This window comes from Weissella sp. MSCH1 (assembly GCF_045799135.1).
Classification (GTDB): domain Bacteria; phylum Bacillota; class Bacilli; order Lactobacillales; family Lactobacillaceae; genus Weissella.
On record NZ_JBJMBA010000024.1, the window covers coordinates 1 to 1,750 of the forward strand.

Consider the following 1,750-nt stretch of genomic DNA (forward strand, 5'->3'; position numbering starts at 1 on the left):
GAGGCTGGGACAAAACTCAGCTGAACATTTTGAATAAAAGCAGGCGCAAACCCATGTATATCAAGGGTTTGCGCCTGCTTTTTGGTATAATAGTGGTAATAAAGGCAAAGAAAAAGACGTTGAGCGGCAACTCAACGTCCACGGTTTCTGCCTCGAAAGGACTGAACCAAACTAATGTATAAAAATTATAGCATGAATCAGCTAATGTTGGATATCCCAACTGCATATGAACCTGAAGAAAATCACCCGGCATATCAAATTAACCAACTTGTAGAATCGTTGGATTTTACGGATGAGTACACGACGGGACGATACCCTTATCACCCACGTCTATTACTTAAGTTGGTTCTTTTCGCGTACGCTCGAGGCATTCGATCAGGTCGTATGATTGAACGATTTGCGGATGAAAATAAGGTGGCCATGTGGTTAACTCAAGGACAAGTTCCATCATATCGAACAATCAATCGCTTTAGAGTTGATGGCCGTATGGAGCATATCATCTTAGAAATGTTTACTAAGTTGCGTGAGCAGCTAGTCGCCGCAGGCGTCATCGATGATGTCGTGTTTATTGATGGAACGAAGATTCTAGCCAACGCTAATAAGTACTCATTTGTTTGGCGCAAGAACACAATTCGCTTCAGCGAACTGAACAAAGCCAAAGCAGTTGCGCTTCTCGAAGAAATCAAAGCATCACAAGCGGACTTCTTTCGTGAAGAAACCGAATTGTCGTTTGATGATATGGATGATGTTATTGCACGGTTAGAGATGCACATTGATGAGCTAGACCAAGCTGTGGAAGAAACCAAAAAGGTATCACCAAATCCAGCTAAGCAAGAACGACGCACCGTGAAGTCTCAAACTCGCAAGCTGAAAGAAATTCGCGATAAGAATGAGCAATACGAAAATCAAATGGATACGTTCGGTAATCGTAACAGCTATTCTAAAACAGATACCGACGCCACGTTTATGCGCGTAAAGGAAGACCCAATGATGAATGGCCAGCTCAAGCCGGCCTACAATGTACAAGCTGCCGTCAGCAATCAAATGGTTATTGGATATGACGTATTCCAAAATCCAACCGACACAAGAACGCTTGTTCCACTAGTCAAGAAAATGAATGACGCAGGAACATTGGGTTCAGTTGTCGTAGCTGACATGGGTTATGGATCCGAAGCTAACTATCGGTTCTTTGAAGATGAAATGCCAGAAGTAACAGCACTCATTCCCTACAACACAATGCTTCGCGAAGCTAGTCGTAAGTGGCGTAGTGATGACAGCAGGGTCATGAACTGGTCTTACGATGAAAAAGCCGATGAATATACGGATAACGACGGCGTCGTTTTCAAATGGCACAATTACAGTCATCGTACGGATAAGAATGGCATGACTCGCGATTTCAAAGTTTATCGTGCGGAAGCAAAGGACGAAAATAACCAAGATATTCCAGCGGCATATACAAAAGGTGGTAACGTTCGCCAAATCAGTATTAACCCCTCATGGGAATATCAGAAAGCACATATGCGAGAAAGCCTCTCTGACGAAACCAACGCTTCAATCTACGCACGTCGTAAGATTGAAAACGAGCCAGTTTTCGGTCGGATGAAGGCTCATTTTGGCGTGGGCAGATTCATGGTTCGCGGTTTGCGAAACGTGAAAATAGAAACCGGACTGGTTATGATGGCCATGAATATGACGAAAATGGCCATCATGGCGGGATAAAATCCCGTTATTTTTGGATAAAAAGAAAGAA

The 1,750-nt window shown here is 43.4% G+C and carries 2 protein-coding genes; both read left to right on the plus strand.

Translation table 11 applies throughout. The annotated features are described in order from the left end of the window. Positions 1 to 182, plus strand: a 182-nt coding sequence (locus tag ACJ28U_RS01300; RefSeq protein ID WP_407618151.1) for a hypothetical protein, incomplete at its 5' end; no start/stop codon positions are given. Between the two features lie 10 nt (positions 183 to 192). Beyond that, positions 193 to 1,719 (plus strand): IS1182 family transposase, encoded by a 1,527-nt coding sequence (locus tag ACJ28U_RS01305; RefSeq protein ID WP_407618152.1) that lies wholly within the window; start codon positions 193 to 195, stop codon positions 1,717 to 1,719. Positions 1,720 to 1,750: the final 31 nt, after the last annotated feature.

Bases quoted from the DNA above. Each gene is read 5' to 3' on its own strand.
- ACJ28U_RS01305 (WP_407618152.1), top strand. From the start codon at position 193: ATGAATCAGCTAATGTTGGATATCCCAACTGCATATGAACCTGAAGAA.